General features: G+C 62.1%; 18 protein-coding genes. 14 read left to right on the plus strand and 4 right to left on the minus strand.

What is annotated here, in order from left to right:
* Positions 1-404 precede the first annotated feature (404 nt).
* The 4 genes from ACYP5B_RS14285 to ACYP5B_RS14300 all read left to right on the plus strand — a co-directional run bounded on the left by ACYP5B_RS14285 (position 405) and on the right by ACYP5B_RS14300 (position 1,780).
* On the plus strand, positions 405-581 hold the full coding sequence (locus ACYP5B_RS14285) for a hypothetical protein (protein ID WP_459570146.1): 177 nt from the start codon (positions 405-407) through the stop codon (positions 579-581).
* A gap of 65 nt (positions 582-646) precedes the next feature.
* Complete coding sequence (locus tag ACYP5B_RS14290; RefSeq protein ID WP_459570147.1) at positions 647-1,348, plus strand: nitroreductase; 702 nt, start codon at positions 647-649, stop codon at positions 1,346-1,348.
* A gap of 38 nt (positions 1,349-1,386) precedes the next feature.
* On the plus strand, positions 1,387-1,551 hold the full coding sequence (locus tag ACYP5B_RS14295; protein WP_459570186.1) for a hypothetical protein: 165 nt from the start codon (positions 1,387-1,389) through the stop codon (positions 1,549-1,551).
* Positions 1,478-1,780 carry a DUF2889 domain-containing protein gene (locus ACYP5B_RS14300; protein WP_459570182.1) on the plus strand — a complete coding sequence of 101 codons (303 nt, stop codon included), beginning with the start codon at positions 1,478-1,480 and terminating at the stop codon, positions 1,778-1,780. Before ACYP5B_RS14295 ends, ACYP5B_RS14300 begins: the two co-directional genes overlap by 74 nt.
* Before the next feature lie 24 nt (positions 1,781-1,804).
* Here ACYP5B_RS14300 and ACYP5B_RS14305 read toward each other — a convergent pair whose 3' ends face one another.
* Positions 1,805-2,857: an NAD(P)-dependent alcohol dehydrogenase gene (locus ACYP5B_RS14305; protein ID WP_459570148.1), complete on the minus strand. Its 1,053-nt coding sequence runs from the start codon at positions 2,855-2,857 to the stop codon at positions 1,805-1,807.
* A 110-nt stretch (positions 2,858-2,967) separates the two neighbouring features.
* The gene (locus ACYP5B_RS14310) at positions 2,968-3,621 is read right to left on the minus strand and encodes an SDR family NAD(P)-dependent oxidoreductase (RefSeq protein ID WP_459570149.1); all 654 of its coding nucleotides are present in this window, start codon (positions 3,619-3,621) and stop codon (positions 2,968-2,970) included.
* 100 nt (positions 3,622-3,721) lie between these two features.
* On the opposite strand from ACYP5B_RS14310, the gene ACYP5B_RS14315 reads away from it, so the two are divergent.
* The gene (locus tag ACYP5B_RS14315; RefSeq protein WP_459570183.1) at positions 3,722-4,639 is read left to right on the plus strand and encodes a LysR family transcriptional regulator; all 918 of its coding nucleotides are present in this window, start codon (positions 3,722-3,724) and stop codon (positions 4,637-4,639) included.
* A 163-nt stretch (positions 4,640-4,802) separates the two neighbouring features.
* Here ACYP5B_RS14315 and ACYP5B_RS14320 read toward each other — a convergent pair whose 3' ends face one another.
* A complete protein-coding gene (locus ACYP5B_RS14320; RefSeq protein ID WP_459570150.1) occupies positions 4,803-5,456 on the minus strand; it encodes a TetR/AcrR family transcriptional regulator in 654 nt (217 codons plus the stop codon).
* A 214-nt stretch (positions 5,457-5,670) separates the two neighbouring features.
* Here ACYP5B_RS14320 and ACYP5B_RS14325 point away from each other — a divergent pair, with 214 nt between their 5' ends.
* From ACYP5B_RS14325 to ACYP5B_RS14365, 9 genes are all read left to right on the plus strand, one after another.
* Positions 5,671-6,321 carry a TVP38/TMEM64 family protein gene (locus ACYP5B_RS14325; protein ID WP_459570151.1) on the plus strand — a complete coding sequence of 217 codons (651 nt, stop codon included), beginning with the start codon at positions 5,671-5,673 and terminating at the stop codon, positions 6,319-6,321.
* A complete protein-coding gene (locus tag ACYP5B_RS14330; protein ID WP_459570152.1) occupies positions 6,305-7,474 on the plus strand; it encodes an NADH:flavin oxidoreductase/NADH oxidase in 1,170 nt (389 codons plus the stop codon). Before ACYP5B_RS14325 ends, ACYP5B_RS14330 begins: the two co-directional genes overlap by 17 nt.
* Before the next feature lie 62 nt (positions 7,475-7,536).
* Positions 7,537-7,917 carry a nuclear transport factor 2 family protein gene (locus ACYP5B_RS14335; RefSeq protein WP_459570153.1) on the plus strand — a complete coding sequence of 127 codons (381 nt, stop codon included), beginning with the start codon at positions 7,537-7,539 and terminating at the stop codon, positions 7,915-7,917.
* A 208-nt stretch (positions 7,918-8,125) separates the two neighbouring features.
* A complete protein-coding gene (locus ACYP5B_RS14340; protein ID WP_459570154.1) occupies positions 8,126-8,512 on the plus strand; it encodes a nuclear transport factor 2 family protein in 387 nt (128 codons plus the stop codon).
* 72 nt (positions 8,513-8,584) lie between these two features.
* Entirely contained in the window at positions 8,585-9,742 is a 1,158-nt protein-coding gene (locus tag ACYP5B_RS14345) for a serine hydrolase domain-containing protein (RefSeq protein WP_459570155.1), read from the plus strand.
* Positions 9,743-9,770: 28 nt separating this feature from the next.
* Complete coding sequence (locus ACYP5B_RS14350; protein ID WP_459570156.1) at positions 9,771-10,430, plus strand: SDR family oxidoreductase; 660 nt, start codon at positions 9,771-9,773, stop codon at positions 10,428-10,430.
* A gap of 25 nt (positions 10,431-10,455) precedes the next feature.
* Positions 10,456-11,112, plus strand: a complete 657-nt coding sequence (locus ACYP5B_RS14355; protein WP_459570184.1) for a Rossmann-fold NAD(P)-binding domain-containing protein — start codon at positions 10,456-10,458, stop codon at positions 11,110-11,112.
* 30 nt (positions 11,113-11,142) lie between these two features.
* Positions 11,143-11,592: an SRPBCC family protein gene (locus ACYP5B_RS14360; protein WP_459570157.1), complete on the plus strand. Its 450-nt coding sequence runs from the start codon at positions 11,143-11,145 to the stop codon at positions 11,590-11,592.
* 61 nt (positions 11,593-11,653) lie between these two features.
* Complete coding sequence (locus tag ACYP5B_RS14365; protein ID WP_459570158.1) at positions 11,654-12,247, plus strand: flavin reductase family protein; 594 nt, start codon at positions 11,654-11,656, stop codon at positions 12,245-12,247.
* Between the two features lie 136 nt (positions 12,248-12,383).
* Here the strand turns inward: ACYP5B_RS14365 and ACYP5B_RS14370 are convergent, their stop codons facing one another.
* On the minus strand, positions 12,384-13,076 hold the full coding sequence (locus ACYP5B_RS14370) for a GntR family transcriptional regulator (protein ID WP_459570159.1): 693 nt from the start codon (positions 13,074-13,076) through the stop codon (positions 12,384-12,386).
* Positions 13,077-13,476 lie beyond the last annotated feature (400 nt).

Genomic DNA, 13,476 nt, shown 5'->3' on the forward strand with positions numbered 1-13,476 from the left:
TCGCAACGTAGCGGGTTGGTTACCGCTTTGCCTGGTCAACCCGAGCTTGTTCAGTTGCCTTTGCAAGCTCCGGCCTTTAGGCCGGGGTAGTTGACGATGTACCACCTGTTCGCCATTTCTTGCGGGGAGCGCCATGCCTTGCCCTGCGTTCGCATACCTCCGTATTGACTTTACAGCAACGTCGGCCGTTTTCCTTCGGAACGACCCCGCGTTGACAAAGATAAGCATGGTATCTATAGTTGCGTACAGATATGCAAGTTAGTGGAAGATGTCCCTTGAGGAAGAGTTCTCTATCCCTTGATAGCGAACTACCTCAGCCCCGAGAAGATTGCTGACATTCGCAGCAGGCAGCACAGCTTCGATATGGTGCTGACCGGGCTGGTGTTTGCCGGCTCTGAGCAGGCATGTTTCACGTCAACGACGCCTCTGTCGCCTCGCTCGCGATCAGCGGCATGGTGCGACGGACGCATCGGTGGTATTCACCTAATGGGCGCGTCTCCGCCGATGAGTTCGTGCGGACCGCCCTGCTGGCTGGACTGACGCACAGGAGGCGAGCGTCGCCCCTGTACCGGTCAAGCTAAGGATGGGCAGTGACCATGCCCCTGCGCCTTGACACGACTAAGCTGATCACAAAGGAGATAGTGGAATGAGCGAAGCTGGCCCGACCGCGCCGACGACCAACTTTATTTCTCTGGAGGAGCTGCTCCGGCGGCGTCACAGTTGCCGCGCATTCCTATCGCGTCCCGTGCCGCGCGACGTGATCCAGCAAATCCTCGCCACTGGGCAACGGACTGCGTCATGGTGCAACGCTCAGCCATGGCAGGTGCACGTCGTAAGCGGAGCGCCGCTCGAACAGCTTCGCACCGAGTTGATGACACGCGCGGGGGCGGACGCCCCTGCATCGCCGGAGCTGGACTGGCCCAGGGAATACCATGGCGTGTACCAGGCGCGGCGGCGCGAGTGCGGCTGGGACCTCTACCGCGCCACCGGGGTTCAGAAGGGCGACCGCGAAGGGTCTGCCAGGCAAGCGCGGGAGAACTTCAGGCTGTTCGGCGCACCGCATGTGGCGTTTGTGACCAGCGAGGAGGCACTCGGTACGTACGGGATCCTGGACTGCGGTGCCTGGGTGTCGAACTTCATGCTGGCAGCCAGTGCGATGGGTGTTGGCACGATCGCGCAAGCTGCGCTCGCGTCGTACCCGGACATCCTGCGCAAGCACCTCGATGTCGGAGCCGACCGCCGCATCGTGTGCGGCATTTCATTCGGCTACGAGGACTTCCAGCACCCCGCCAACGGCTTTCGGACCTCGCGCGCGCCGATGGACGAAGTCGTGACCTGGGTGGACTGAGGACGAATGCACGCGTTCCAGCACCGAAGCCCCGCCGCTTGACCGGCGAGCGTCGGGTCATCACCCGCGAATCCCAGCGCGACGATGTGCTCAGGGACATCGAGGGCGAACTGGTCGACGAGAAGGCCTATACCTACGCGGCGCCGGAGGGCGCGACGCACTCCTCGCGGGTTCGTCGATGCATCATATGCGCGCTCGGCTGACGGTGGATATCCACAGGATGGTGCAGCCGTCGAGGCCGCTATGCCGGCAATTCCGTTCTGTTTCTGCGCAGGCGCCGCTGACCCGCCGCAAGCCCTCGTTGACGCCTCACCGGAACGAGGATTTCGCCGTGCCGTTGAAGTCGCGATGGGCGGCCATCGCGGCTGCAGGCAACTGAAGGACTTGTTCATGGCTTTGGCGACGAAGGCCCACCGGCTGATCTCCGCCTAGGTCCGGCGCCCGGCTGCCTGGGCATCAAAGGGTCGCCATGTCAATCACGAAGCGATACTTGACGTCGCTCTTTTGCATGCGTTTGAAGGCCACTTCGATATCCTTCATGTCGATCATCTCGACGTCCGAAGTGATGCCATGCTTGGCGCAGAAATCGAGCATTTCCTGGGTTTCGGCGATGCCGCCAATCAAGGAACCGGCCAGCTGACGGCGCTGGAAGATGAGGTTGGCCACGCCGGGAGACGGGTGCGGACTGTCAGGAACGCCGACCATCGTCATCGTCCCATCCCGCTTGAGCAACGCCATGAAGGCGTCGAGGTCGTGCGGTGCGGCCACGGTATTCAGGATAAAGTCAAAGCTCTTTGCGTGGGCTGCCATTTCGTCGGCATTGCGTGAGACCACCACCTCATCCGCACCGAGGTCGCGGGCTGCCTGCACCTTCGAGATGGAGGTAGTGAAGGCGACCACATGTGCCCCCAGCGCGTGGGCCAGCTTCACGCCCATGTGACCCAGGCCACCGATGCCGACGATGCCGACCTTCTTGCCGGGTCCTGCATTCCAGTGCCGCAGCGGCGACCAGGTGGTAATGCCAGCACACAGCAGCGGAGCGACGGCAGCCAGTTCGGATTCGCGATGCATGATCTTCAGAGCGAAGTGTTCGTCGACCGTAATGCCCGCCGCATAGCCGCCGTAGGTGTTCTCACCGCTACCGTCCAGCCAGCCGTTGTAGGTTTGGAGCCAGCCATGCGGGCCTTCGCAATACTGCTCCAGGCCTTCGTCGCAAGAGGCACAGTGGCGGCAACTTCCGACCATGCAGCCAACGCCAACGATGTCTCCCGCTTTGTGCTTGGACACCGAACCGCCGACGGCGGTGACTCGGCCAATGATCTCGTGGCCCGGTACGATGGGATATCGGATGCCAGGCCACTCGCCGCGCGCGGCGTGCAGGTCCGAGTGGCAGACGCCACAGTACAGGATCTCGATCGCCACATCGTTTTGGCCAACGTCGCGACGGGAGATCATAGTCGGAGCGAGCGGTGTCGTCGGAGACTGTGCTGCATAGGCTTTGGTTTGCATGTTAATTATCCTTGTGCTGTCGGTGAACTGAATCGGAAGAGCGCGAACGGTTTGCTGCGACGCCCGCTTGTGCGGGCATGAGCGTGTCTTGCGCGCATCTGTTGTGCCGATCAGCGGGAGTACGTGACCTCCGCTACCCACGATTCCTTCGGCTGGCTGTGCAGCTTCCAGAATGCTTCTGCAATCCCCTTCGCCTCCTCGGAGCCGGGCTTCACGAAGGCGGCCACCGTGACGGTTGCTACGTGCACGCCGCGGGCCTTGCTCGGCTCAAACAGCCCGAGCGCGAGTGCGCGGATGCCGGCCTTGCCCAGGCTGAGGGACAGGTAGTCTTGATTGGGGGTGATCCCGAAGAAGCCGCCGGTCAACAGAATCGTGCCTGACTGGCGGGCAGCCATCTTAGGCATGACCGTCTTGGCAGCTGCCATCGCACCGCCGACGTTCACCGCGAGATCGCTGGCGAAGGTGTCGATGGGCTGTTCGGCGAGCGTCGCCTGGCGGATGTTCGCGGCGTTGTAGTGCAGCACGTCCAGGGTCCCGTGCAGGGCTTCGACTTCCGCAATCAGCGCGGCAATGTTGGCAGCATCGCTTGCGTCCACTTTGCGGGCTTCTGCCTCATAGCCTTGTGCCCTCAAGCGGGTGGTGAGTTCGAGTGTCCTTTCCATGTTTCGCGCGCCGAGAACCACGCGAAAGCCTTCGCGGGCGAAACGCTCCGCTGTGGCGAAGCCGATACCCGGGCCCGCGCCGATGCTAAGAAATGTTTTCATCTGTTTGTCCTTTTTCCCAGTAGTGGAGGGATCCCCGAGGAGACTAACAGATGCAAAATGGGAGATAATCTGGCGCATGTGAATAAATATCGTGCAAAAAATGCAGGAATTGCTGGGGAGAGTGAGCCTCGATGAACTCTCGGCTTTTGTGGCCGTCGTGGAAGCCAATAGCTTTACCGACGCGGCGAAGATCATCGGACGCGATGCCACGATCATCTCGCGGCGGGTGGGGCAGTTGGAGGACCGCCTCGGCGTCCGGCTCTTGTCGCGAACCACGCGGCGCGTATCGCTGACGGAGGTTGGCACGCTCTACTATCAACGCGTTCGCGCACTGTTGGACGAACTGGACAGCGCAAGCCAGGAGGCGAGCAACTTCGCGGCCAGTCCACAGGGACTGCTGCGGGTTTCCCTGCCGGTCACCTTTGGCCGCAGATGGATTGCGCCCCTGCTGCCCGCATTCATTGCGGACCACCCCAAGATTCGTGTGGATGCCCGATTCGCCGATCGCTATGTCGATGTCGTGGCGGAGGGGTTCGACGTGGCGATACGCGTGGGCGCGCTGCGCGACAGCTCGCTCGTCGCACGCCGGATCGCCCCTTTCCGCAACCTGTTGTTTGCGGCCCCGGCGTATATCGCCGCACACGGACTGCCCCAGGCGCCGGAGGCGCTGGTGGACCACGCCTGCCTGGGATTTAGCAGCCACTCGAGCTGGCCCGACTGGGTGTTGAAGCAAGGCGGGCAACGCAAAACGGTTCGGCCAACCGGTCCGCTCATCGCGGACAGCTCGGAGGCGCTGCTGCAGGCCGCAATTGAAGGCGTGGGCATCATCCTCACGCCGGACTGGCTGGCCGGCTCCGCGGTGCGCAACGGGGAGCTCGTGCCGGTCCTGCCCCAGTGGCAGGGTTCGGAAGATGGAGGCATCTACGCGGTGATGCCGCCCGGCCGTCTGGTGCCGACAAAGACGCGCGTCTTCGTCGACGAGATCACGCGCGCGATCCAGGCAGGCTGGGATCAATAGACCGGGAGACCATCGTAGCGCCAGTTTTGCGGAAATGCGTTACTGGCAATATTGATAGACCGACTCCCGGTCATCAGGTCGCCGGGCTCTCGCCCGGACTACAGGAGCACATTGCCCTCGATGCTCATGGCGGCGAATTTCGCCATTTCATGCTGCTTTCCGTTCAAGCAGTCGGCGACGGTGCATCGGCCGGTCGGGGAGGCAGCACCCTGACGGTATGCGCCGCAATGCGGGCCAACTCGGATTGCGACAATCCGTCGCGCGCCTGGATGGACATGCCTTCGAGCATCGTGTTGAGCGTCGCCGCAAGGGACTTGACGTCCGTCTTCTCCGGAAGGTGACCGTCCTTGATGCCCTGCTTGATGCGCTTCGCGAAGAAGTTCTTGCCCTCCTGACGCAGCTTCCTGATGGCTTCAATGACCTCCACCGAATCCGGCGAGACATTCACCGCGGCCAGCACCACCAGGCAGCCGCAGGGGGCATGCGGCGACAGGAGGATGCTCGCAGCCTCCTTGAAGAAGGCATCGACCGCCCGGTACAGATCGGGCTCGGTTCCCATGCGGGCCCAGGTGGCATCCCAGTACGTATGCTCGTAGAAGTCCACGGCCTCCAGGAACAGCTTGGCCTTGTTGCCGAAGGCGGCGTACAGGCTGGGGGGGTTGATGCCCATCGCCGTGCACAACTCGGCCACGGAGGCGGGTTCGTATCCCCGGCGCCAGAACACGTCCAGAGCACGCGTTAGCGCCTCTTCACGATCAAAGCTACGCGGGCGCCCTTTGGCCCGTAATGTGGCCGGGGAGGTTCCGGTATTCGACATTGGCTCAGTCACCTCTTTGCTTGAAATTCACTTGACACTATCTGTAGTGTCTACTATACAATAGCCGACATCTGTAGCGCGCACTACAGATCTACGGGCAAAGCGGGCGCTTCCGGTAACGGGGGCAAGAGTGGCAGAGTGAGAAGTGATCTATGCGGCAATGTGACATTCAACCAAACCACGATCGGGCGCAGTTTGCGACAGGAGTGGCGACATGATTGAAGCACTCGCGCAAGGCGTGTCCGCCTGGGTCGAGGCTATCCGAGCGCTAGGTGGGGCAGGTGTCGCCTTGTATGCCGCGATCTTCCTGCCGGCGACGCTGGTGTTCGTGCCTGCTTCACCGTTGACGGCCATCGCTGGCTATCTCTACGGGCCGGTGGGGGGGGCGTTGCTCATATCACCAGTAGGGGTGGCGTCCGCGGCGCTGGCGTTCGGTATCGGGAGGACAGTCGCACGTCCATGGGTGCGAAGACGCCTGGCGACCCATCCCAGGCTGGAGGTCATCGACAGGGCCGTGGCCCGCGGTGGCTTTCGCATCGTGTTCCTGCTCCGCCTGGCTTCGATCGTCCCGTTCGCACCGCTGAGCTATGTGCTGGGCGCGAGCCGCGTGTCCGGCCCGAAGTTCGTGCTGGCATCGTGGTTGGGCCTGCTGCCCGGCACGTTCTTGTACGCCTACCTGGGCTCGACGGTCTCCGACGTGGGTCAGATCCTGAGTGGGGAGGCTGTTACTGGCAATGCCAGTCGCGTGTTGACTTGGGTGGGGTTGGCGGCGGCTGTTCTGGCGCTCCTGATCATCGCCCGGTTCGCGCGCAATGCCGTCAACCAAACTATCGAGAAAGAGTTGGAATATGAGCAAACTATTTGAACCATTGACTTTGCGCGGCGTGAGGCTGCGCAACCGTTTGGTGCTGAGCCCGATGTGTCAGTACACCGCCAAAGATGGCCTCGCGAACGAGTTCCACGCCATCCACTACGGCCGCTTTGCGCTGGGCGGGTTCGGCTTGGTGATAGTGGAGGCCACCGCGGTATCGGCCGAAGGCCGGATCACGCATGGTGATTTGGGCCTATGGGACGACGCGCACATCGAACCACTGGCTTCTATCGCAGCGTTCGCAAAAGAGTACGGGGCCGTCCCTGGTATTCAGATCGGCCACGCCGGTCCCAAGGCCAGCAGCCAGCGTGCGTTCCAGGGTGATGGCCCGCTGAACGAACAGGACTTCGCGCGTGGTGAGTATCCCTGGGCAGTGGTATCGCCCAGTGCGCGGCCAGTTGCCGACGGTTGGCTGGTGCCAACAGCGCTCGACGCCAAGGGCATCGACAAGGTCCGTACTGACTTCGCCGCGGCCGCGCGCCGGGCGCTGCAGGCCGGCTTCGAGGTACTGGAGCTGCATTGTGCCCACGGCTACCTGCTCAATAGCTTCCTGTCCCCGCTGACCAACGACCGCACCGACGAATACGGCGGCAGCCTCGAGAATCGTATGCGCCTGCCGTTGGAGATCGCCCGCGAACTGCGGGAGATCTGGCCGCGGGACAAGCCGCTGTTCGTGCGCATCTCGGCGGTGGACGGCAGCCGTGCGGGGCTCTCCATCCAAGATAGCGTGGCGTTAGCCAAAGAGCTCGCCAAGATTGGTGTCGATGTTGTCGATTGTTCTTCGGGTGGCATCGGCAGCTACGAGCATCCGAACGGCTATGGCTACCAAGTGCCCTTTGCCGAGCAGATCCGTCGTGAAGCCGGTATTGGCACGATGGCCGTGGGCTTGATTATCGACGCGCATCAAGCGGAGGCCATCGCCGCTTCGGGCAAGGCCGACCTGGTCGCCCTGGGCCGTGAGGCACTGCACGATCCCCACTTCCCGTTGCACGCAAAGCGGACGCTGAACGCGGGCAATCCAAAGGCCCCCTACGACGACTGGAACATCCAGTCCGGATGGTGGCTGAACGGTCGTGAGAGCAGGCTTCGCCGGCTGGGGCCCTGGTCTACGGCAGACGAGCGCGCCGTGGAACTGAGCGGCGTCTGACTCGGAATCCGGCGCCAAGCATTGGAAGTACACAATCCAAAATCTCAAACAGGAGTGAATTCATGAGCAAGCCAAACTATGTCCAGGAGTACAACGCCATCGTCGAAGTCCTGAACAAGTACAACGATGGGGGCAAGAAGGCCGATAGCAGCGTCATGAAGCCCGCCTTCAGCGAGCAGGCAACTATCTTCGGGGTCGACGCTGACAACAAGCTGACCGGTGGTCCGATTCAGGGTCTGTTCGACACCATCGACAGCGCATTCCGTCCGTCGCCTGAAGCCCAAGGCGTGATCGTCAACGTCGACATCGTCGGTACCGCGGCCAGTGCCCGTATCGATACCAATGACATCTCGGGCTTCTGCTTCACCGACTTCTTCAATCTGCTGAAGGTTGAAGGCAAATGGACGGTCGTCAGCAAGATTTACCACACGCACGCTGCGTAGGCGGAATTGGCGTAAACCGGTGCCGACCTGGTTGGCACAGCATGCATCGCAAGGTCAGTCACTTCGTTTCTTCAAGAAGTACCTACAACAAGTCACGGAGCTGCTGACCCGTCAGGGCATGTGAGCAGTCGGCAATACCATTGCTTGCACCACACCCAAGCTATTTGAAACCGGGACGCCCAGAGCGTCCCGCCATCCGAGAAAGATCATGAGCAAGAACATCAAGGCCGTTCCGACCAACGAGTACAACGCAGTCATTGCCGTTGCCCAAAAGTATGTCGACGGACTGCGCATCGGCAGTGCCGAGGGCGTCGCCACGGCGTTCCACAAGGACGCCGTCATGTACGGCTTCACCAACGGTGAACTGCTGGGCGGTCCGATCGGCAACCTGTTCGACTTCGTCCGCAAGAACGGCAAAGCGCCGGAGATCACCACGCGCCTTGACGTTCTGGCCATCACACCGACCACCGCCGTGGTGCGCGTGGACATGGAGAAGGACGCCATTGGCGCCGACTACAACGACTACCTGACGCTGATCAAGATCGACGGCGACTGGAAGGTGATCGCCAAGGTCTATCACCAGTTCGAAGGCTGATTCGCTCGGTCCGGCCCGCTGCATGCGGGCCGGACCGCTAATCAGGAACGCACTTTTAAAGAGAGGCTCGCCATGCAATTTTCTTCCATGACAACTCGACTGGACGGCGTACTCCGGCAAGCGATCGCACAGAACCGCATCGTCGGTGCGGTGGCCCTCGTCAGTCACGATGGCGAGCTGGTCTACCACAGCGCTGCGGGCCAGGCAGACCGCGAAGCGGGAACGCCCATGAGAGAGGACAGCATCTTTCGGCTCGCATCTGTCACCAAGCCGCTCGTCTCGGCCGCCGTCATGCGTCTGGTGGAAGAAGGATTGCTGGCCCTGGACGCTCCGGTGACGCGCTATCTTCCCGCATTCCGCCCACGAATGGCCGACGGCAGCGAACCGGCCATCACGATCCATCAACTCCTCACGCACACCTCAGGCCTGGGCTACCGCTTCCTAATGCCGGAAGGCAGCGACTACCACCGGTTCGACATATCGGATGGCCTGGATCAGCCCGGTCTGGGCATCGACGAGAACCTGTCCCGGTTGGCGTCCGCCGCACTCCTGTTTGCGCCGGGAGAGCGTTGGTCTTACTCGCTGGCCATCGACGTGCTCGGCGCCCTGGTCGAGAAGGTCGAGGGCCGCACCTTGGGCGAGATCGTGCGGGACCGGGTGACAGGGCCGTTGGGCCTGTCGGACACTGGCTTTCAGGTGGCGGACGTGTCGCGACTGGTCAAACCGTACGCCGATGGTGTGCCGGCGCCGGTCCCTATGACCGACGGAATGGCGGTTCGGCTCGATATCCCGTCGTTCGAGGGCTGGGTGCGTTTCGCGCCTAGCCGTATTTTGAATCCCGCCTCCTACCATTCGGGCGGCGCTGGCATGGTCGGCACGGCAGCTGACATCCTACGCTTCCTCGAGGTCATCCGTACGGGCGGCGCACCGCTGCTCAAGCCGGAGACGCTCCAGAAGATGACGCATGACCAAGTGGGTGTGCAGGCCCAGGCGCAAGGCCCGGGCTGGGGGTTCGGCTACGGCTGGGCGGTGCTCTCCGATGCCAGCCAGTCCGACTCGCCCCAGGGGCAGGGCTCCCTTCAGTGGGGGGGCGTCTATGGCCACTACTGGTTCGTCGACCCGATCAACAAGTTGAGCGTCGTCTCCCTGACCAACACGGCCTTCGAAGGCATGTCCGGAGGCTTTCCGTTCGCAATCCGCGATGCTGTCTACGGCCACTCGACGGCATAAATCGCATCCCGCAAGCAAAGGGAGGATCATGAAGAAAGTCTTTATCGTCGGCGGCGCCGGCAAGGTCGGTCGCCGTCTCGCACATCAGCTGGCCGAGCGTGGGTACCAGCCGCTCGCGCTGTACCGCAACCCTGAGCAGACCGAAGAGCTGAAGGCGCTGGGCGCGACGCCGGTCTCCGGCAGCCTCCTCGAACTCGAAGTGGCCGGACTGTCCCAATTGATGACCGGTAGCGATGTCGCGGTATTTTCGGCCGGCGCCGGCGGCAAGGGGGGCATGGAGATGACCAATGCCATCGACGGCCGCGGGCTGGAACTGGCGGTGGCCGCGGCACGGCAGGCCGGCATCAAGCGTTTCCTACTGGTCTCGGCATTCCCCGAGTCCTTCCGTGGCAAGGAGGTCTCCGGGACATTCGAGAACTACATGGCTGTGAAGAAGCTCGCGGACGTGCATCTGGCCGAGACGGATCTGGACTGGGTCATCCTGCGTCCGGGCACATTGCTCGATTCGCCCGGCACCGGCAAGGTGCGCACGGGGCTGGCCATCCCCTACGGCGATGTGCCGCGCGATGACGTGGCAGCCGCTCTGGTCGAGGTTATTGAGCGGCCAGCGGTGAACCGCGTCATCATCGAGCTCACCCAAGGTGACACACCGGTGGGCGAGTCCGTACAACGGCTCGCGCACGCCTGACCGCAGGCACATCATGGAATTCACGTTGAAGCTGCTGCTGGTCGGAACCACCGGGTTGGTGGGCCGCCATGTCCTGGACCTGGCACTGGCCGACCCTCGTGTCGGCGCGGTGGTAGCGCCCACCCGCCGCGCATTGCCGGAACACCCCAAGCTGTTGGCACCGCGCGTGGACTTCGACCGTTTGCCGCAGGGCGCCGACTGGTGGCAGGCGGATGCCGTCATCTGCACGCTAGGTACCACCATGCGGGCAGCCGGTTCCCAGGCGGCGTTCCGCCGTGTGGATCACGACTATCCGCTGGCCGTGGCACGGCTGGCGCGGGAGCGCGGCACACCGACCTACGTGCTGAACTCGGCCATTGGTGCGGATGCGTCCTCGCGATTCTTCTACAACCGCGTCAAGGGCGAGCTGGAACAGGACTTGGCCGGCAAAGGCTTCGAGTCGCTGACCTTCGTGCGGCCAGGCGTCATAGGCGGGAACCGTGATGAGTTCCGCCTTGGCGAGCGCGGTCTGGTGCTTGGGCTGAAGTTGGCCGCGCCGCTGCTCCCGAGGCGCTGGCGCCTCAACCCGGCGCGTCAGATCGCCAGAGCGCTGCTCGAGGCGGCCGTTAGACCGGAGCCAGGGGTTCACGTCGTCACGTCCGACCGGCTGGTCGAGGTGGGATGTGGGCCGCATTCTCTTTAACAACGAAACGAAATTGCGAGGAATTGAGTTATGCCAACGGTTGAGTATTCCGCGGTCGTCGACGCCCAAGCAGGTCGCGTTTGGAGCGTCCTGAAGAAGTTTGGTGAAATCAGCAAGTGGCACCCAGCCATTCCCGAGAGCGTCATCGAAGCTGGTCAGCCCGACGGCATGGTCGGTTGTATTCGCCGGCTCACACTCCAGGACGGTGCGATCCTGCGCGAGCGCCTGTTGGCGGTCGATGAGAGCAACCTGAACTTCTCCTACCGATTCGAAGAAGCGCCGCTGCCGCTGGACAACTATGTGGCCATGGTGAAGTTGATACCGTTGACCGGGCAGGACAAGACGGTCATCCAGTGGTCGGCGAACTTTGAGACACGCGAACCTGATCCACAAGGGCAGTACGCAGCGGCAGTCCAGGAGCTCATCGTCACCGGACACATGAGCCTGCAGCGCCACTTGAACGAGGCCAAGGTGGGCTGAGCCGGCGATCCCCGGTTCATGTTAGCTTGAGCCGGGGCATTTCATTCTTTAAGGAATTAGAATGGACAAACACATTGCTCCGGTTGCTCTGGAGAAAGCGTATCGACTCATCAACCATGGCCCGACGGTCCTGGTGTCGGCGCGTCATGGCGGTATGCAAAACGTCATGGCTGCGGCATGGGCTTGCGCGCTGGATTACTCCCCGCCGAAGCTGACCGTGGTGTTGGACAAAATTGCGAAGACCCGTGAACTGGTGGAGAAGAGTGGCACCTTCGTGATCCAGGTGCCCACAGTGGCGCTATTGGAGCTCACGTATCAGGTAGGACATCGCAGTCTTTCCACCGACCCCAAGAAACTGGCGCGTAGCGGCGCGGATCTGTTCGGTATCGATGGCTACGACTTGCCTTTTGTCTCCGGATGTTCGGCATGGCTGGCCTGTAAGCTTATGCCAGAGCCACGCAATCAGGAGGCCTATGACCTGTTCATCGGTGAGATCGTTGGCGCTTGGGCGGATACGCGTGTATTCAAGGACGGTCACTGGAACTTTGAGAGCGCGGATCCGGCATTGCGTAGTCTGCACTACATCGCAGGCGGCCATTTTTACGCTATTGGCGACGCCTTGACTGTCGGTGATGGGAAGCTGGAGCAGGACTGACGAAGTCGGTTTCCTTGTCGGGAAGGCACGATTCATGCAAAAAGGATCGGCGTGGCTCACCGAAACCTGTCCCTGCAACACCGATGACGCGCACACCTTGGGTGGTGTTATCGCTGTGCCACGCACTTGACGAAGATCATGCAGCCCGAGCAGGCGCGTCGGCCGATGCTTCTGCGAGTACCCGCAGCGCGGCATCTCGCGCATTTGCCACGTGAGTCCGGGCTGCCAGTTCGGCGCCATCTTCGTCCCGTGCTTTGATCAGCTTGTGTAGCTTCTCTATCTCGCGCAGGCTGGCAGGTAGTCGATCGGGATGCATCAGAGATGTCGTTCGTAGCAAGTTGATTCGGCTGTAAAGGCCAATCAGCGCTTCCTTGATCAACGAGTTCCCACAATGATCGAGCAGAACGTCGTAAAGCTGCGTTTTCGCCCGCAGTACGCCTTCCTTGTTCTGGGCTAAGGCTTGCACTCGCAGTTCCTTGACGGCAGCGCCAAAGCTGACAATCGCGCTGCTGTCTGCAAGACGCGCGAATTCGCGCGCGGCGAAACCCTCGAGCAATCCTCGTATGGCGTAGAGCTCTGCGGCTTCGCTGGCCGAGATCACTGCGACGACGGGACCCTTGTGCGGAACATTGCGCACCAGCTTCTCGGCTTCCAGCTTGCGCAAAGCCTCGCGGACCGACGTGCGGCTTACACCGAGACGTTCGCAAAGATCCCGTTCAACCAGACGCGAGCCGGGCGGAAAGGTACCGCCCATGATGGCGTCGCGCAATGCCTTTTCCACTTGGCTGCGAAGCGTCTCCGCCTGTAGTATCCCAATCTCTGCACTCATATGGCCTCTTGTCGACAACGATTGCTGCCCTGCGCTTCGTCAGGGAGGCAGGCCATCATATTCTAATACAATGTGATCGTGTGCACACTTGTGCACCGGCTGCGGAAGGCGCCATACCTTCCTTACTTTCGGCCGCCGACCGGAAGATGCGAAACACAGGCCTTACTGCCCAGAACCATCGTGGGTTCCCGGAGCATGATGGGGCCGTGCTCGGCATACCATCGCATACGACAGCGCATTCCTCTACCTCCGCCTGTGACTGGGGGGGGCCGGCTATCCCATTTCCTCCGTCGCCATTCGCACCAGCGCGTCGCTGTCCAGGCGAATGACCGTTGCCAACCGCGACAGCGTCTCACTCTATGACTGGGGCGTCCCTCTGGACCATCGCCCAAAGCCGGAG

Source organism: Cupriavidus sp. 8B (genome assembly GCF_054589115.1).

What these genes read in the sequence shown, in the direction of transcription:
- ACYP5B_RS14285 (WP_459570146.1), top strand. Translation starts at nt 405, where the DNA reads ATGTTTCACGTCAACGACGCCTCTGTCGCCTCGCTCGCGATCAGCGGC.
- ACYP5B_RS14290 (WP_459570147.1), top strand. Translation starts at nt 647, where the DNA reads ATGAGCGAAGCTGGCCCGACCGCGCCGACGACCAACTTTATTTCTCTG.
- ACYP5B_RS14305 (WP_459570148.1), bottom strand. Translation starts at nt 2,857, where the DNA reads ATGCAAACCAAAGCCTATGCAGCACAGTCTCCGACGACACCGCTCGCT.
- ACYP5B_RS14310 (WP_459570149.1), bottom strand. Translation starts at nt 3,621, where the DNA reads ATGAAAACATTTCTTAGCATCGGCGCGGGCCCGGGTATCGGCTTCGCC.
- ACYP5B_RS14315 (WP_459570183.1), top strand. Translation starts at nt 3,722, where the DNA reads ATGCAGGAATTGCTGGGGAGAGTGAGCCTCGATGAACTCTCGGCTTTT.
- ACYP5B_RS14320 (WP_459570150.1), bottom strand. Translation starts at nt 5,456, where the DNA reads ATGTCGAATACCGGAACCTCCCCGGCCACATTACGGGCCAAAGGGCGC.
- ACYP5B_RS14325 (WP_459570151.1), top strand. Translation starts at nt 5,671, where the DNA reads ATGATTGAAGCACTCGCGCAAGGCGTGTCCGCCTGGGTCGAGGCTATC.
- ACYP5B_RS14330 (WP_459570152.1), top strand. Translation starts at nt 6,305, where the DNA reads ATGAGCAAACTATTTGAACCATTGACTTTGCGCGGCGTGAGGCTGCGC.
- ACYP5B_RS14335 (WP_459570153.1), top strand. Translation starts at nt 7,537, where the DNA reads ATGAGCAAGCCAAACTATGTCCAGGAGTACAACGCCATCGTCGAAGTC.
- ACYP5B_RS14340 (WP_459570154.1), top strand. Translation starts at nt 8,126, where the DNA reads ATGAGCAAGAACATCAAGGCCGTTCCGACCAACGAGTACAACGCAGTC.
- ACYP5B_RS14345 (WP_459570155.1), top strand. Translation starts at nt 8,585, where the DNA reads ATGCAATTTTCTTCCATGACAACTCGACTGGACGGCGTACTCCGGCAA.
- ACYP5B_RS14350 (WP_459570156.1), top strand. Translation starts at nt 9,771, where the DNA reads ATGAAGAAAGTCTTTATCGTCGGCGGCGCCGGCAAGGTCGGTCGCCGT.
- ACYP5B_RS14360 (WP_459570157.1), top strand. Translation starts at nt 11,143, where the DNA reads ATGCCAACGGTTGAGTATTCCGCGGTCGTCGACGCCCAAGCAGGTCGC.
- ACYP5B_RS14365 (WP_459570158.1), top strand. Translation starts at nt 11,654, where the DNA reads ATGGACAAACACATTGCTCCGGTTGCTCTGGAGAAAGCGTATCGACTC.
- ACYP5B_RS14370 (WP_459570159.1), bottom strand. Translation starts at nt 13,076, where the DNA reads ATGAGTGCAGAGATTGGGATACTACAGGCGGAGACGCTTCGCAGCCAA.